Origin of the sequence: Actinacidiphila yanglinensis, assembly GCF_900107965.1 — a bacterium.
Classification (GTDB): Bacteria; Actinomycetota; Actinomycetes; order Streptomycetales; family Streptomycetaceae; genus Actinacidiphila; species Actinacidiphila yanglinensis.
In genome coordinates this window covers 1-1,958 of record NZ_FNVU01000006.1, presented here as the reverse complement: position 1 = coordinate 1,958, position 1,958 = coordinate 1, and the positions used below count along the sequence as shown (strand labels likewise).

Sequence of the window (1,958 nt, the reverse complement as noted above, 5' to 3'; positions counted from 1 at the left end):
GGTTGGTATCGGCACATCACCCTCGCCATGCTCGCGCATGCCTTCCTCGCCGTCATGGCCGGCCAGGAACGGGAAAGGGGGGTACAGGGCGGGACACACCCGACCTCGTGGACCTCACGCCGGCCGAGATTCGACGGCTGCTGGCAACTGGACCCCGCCAGCGTGCTCCGGACAGCGACCACGCGATGACGTGGTCTCACTGGCGACGCCGCCACCAAGCACACGCCCGCCGCTGCCACTACAAAAGACGCGGTCACACCTTCGTGGGACGGCCCAGACAAGACCGCCCCACCACCACGCGAAACCGCTAAACTCCCCAACCCAAGCCGTTGACCAGCACTGATGGAGAAGTCCGGCTGGAGTACTAACTAGGGCCTGTCCTGCTGAAGTCCCGGGCGTTGACGCTCCTTGAAGCGGATGACCTGGGTGACGCTGTCCACCGCGTCTTGGACATCTTCGCAGAGGCCGCGGTAGTCGACCGCGGGCGCGTCCGGCGTTGGGCCCAGTTCCATGCCGTTCAGGCTGCGTTCTGGGGTTGCCGTCATGGAGTTCGTATCGGCTGCAGTGGACCACGGCTGGTCTGGCTCATCAAGTTCGCCGACCGCCTGGCGGAGTTGCTCACCGAACGCTCGTAGGGCGGGTCCGGTGGGTCGACGAGTACGGCCACCGTTGATCATCGTGAGCTGTGTGTGCTGACGATGAGATGGTGGCCGCAGGTCACAGCATAGATGTCGCCCGGTGGCGGGAGGTGTTCGCGCTCCAAGCCATTCGACTACCTGTGCGGCGCGACCACTTGTCCGGGCCGCCCGGCCGCCGCAGCAGGTTGACCCAATCGCAGCCATTGCCATCGGCGGGCTGGAAATGCAATGATGATCAACACGCGATGACATGTACACGGAATGGGGCCCTCCGCATGAAGAGATACAACGCGCTTGTTTCCGTCGCTGCGTTTGCAACTGCGGCAACGCTCGGAATGTCGGCGGCCCCCGCTTCGGCGGCCTCACCGGATACCATCTGGAACACCAACACCACGCTGTGCGCCGTGCCCTACGGGGGCAGTGACTCCGATGGAGCCTTCATTGTCCAGTACAAGTGCAACACAGACCCGACGATGCTCTGGTACACATCTCACGACAGTAACGGCTTTTCCACGATCGTAAACAATTCAACTCACAAGTGCCTCACCGTCTATGGCGGGTCAACGGATCCGGGAACCTACGTCACACAGTACAAGTGCAACAACTCGGACGCGCAGAAGTGGGACGTCAATGTAGGCGGTGCTGGAGATATCTGGCTTGATGATGGGTACGACGACGCTTGCCTCACCGTGACCGGCGGAAGCGGCGAGAACAATGCCAAGCTGAGCATCTGGAACTGCAACGGCCTCAACGCGTTCGAAAATTGGGAGTTCTACGGCTAATAACCGGGCGAACGAACCTCCACGCGAGGCACCGCCGCGCGGACGCGCCGACAGACATCGCGCCCGTGAGTACCCCCTCCCGTGTCGTCGAACGATCAGTTGCCCATGGACAAGGGGCGGGGGAGCCTTAGGTCAATGGGTCGACGGAGGGCGGCGCGATGCGGGTCGACGAGGTCTTCAAGGGCGATCCGGGAGACATCGCCGCGGCGCGGCATGTGGCGAGGGAATGGGTCGGACGCATGGGCACCAACGGGGTGCGCATGCTTGCCACAGTCGCCGCTGACTTCGTGCTGGTGGTGAGTGAGCTGGTGACCAACGCGGTGAAGCATGCCGGTGGACCGTGCGGCCTTGAACTGCGGGCTGTCGAGGGCACGGTGGAGATAACGGTGTGGGACATGTCGGCCCATGGCGTCAAGGTGACGGACCCCGATTCTCTGCGCGTGGGCCAGCACGGGCTGGAGATCGTGCGGAAGCTCTGCCACGACTTCGTGGTGGCCGTCACGCCCTCGGGGAAGCGGATCACCGCGCGGATGGCGGT

General features: G+C 63.7%; 3 protein-coding genes and 1 pseudogene. 3 read left to right on the top strand and 1 reads right to left on the bottom strand.

Translation table 11 applies throughout. The features are described from left to right. Positions 1-189 (top strand): annotated as a pseudogene (locus C4U44_RS43610) (IS701 family transposase); the annotation flags it as partial. A gap of 179 nt (positions 190-368) precedes the next feature. On the opposite strand, the gene C4U44_RS43460 reads toward C4U44_RS43610, so the two are convergent. Beyond that, positions 369-677 (bottom strand): hypothetical protein, encoded by a 309-nt coding sequence (locus C4U44_RS43460; protein ID WP_160145033.1) that lies wholly within the window; start codon positions 675-677, stop codon positions 369-371. Between the two features lie 236 nt (positions 678-913). Between C4U44_RS43460 and C4U44_RS15065 the strand changes: the two genes are divergently transcribed. Both C4U44_RS15065 and C4U44_RS15060 read left to right on the top strand, forming a co-directional pair. Next, on the top strand, positions 914-1,420 hold the full coding sequence (locus C4U44_RS15065) for an RICIN domain-containing protein (protein WP_160145032.1): 507 nt from the start codon (positions 914-916) through the stop codon (positions 1,418-1,420). Between the two features lie 158 nt (positions 1,421-1,578). Beyond that, on the top strand, positions 1,579-1,958 hold a 380-nt coding region (locus tag C4U44_RS15060; protein WP_103886313.1), incomplete at its 3' end, for an ATP-binding protein.

Coding starts and splice junctions, on each gene's coding strand:
- C4U44_RS43460 (WP_160145033.1), bottom strand. CDS start 677: ATGATCAACGGTGGCCGTACTCGTCGACCCACCGGACCCGCCCTACGA.
- C4U44_RS15065 (WP_160145032.1), top strand. CDS start 914: ATGAAGAGATACAACGCGCTTGTTTCCGTCGCTGCGTTTGCAACTGCG.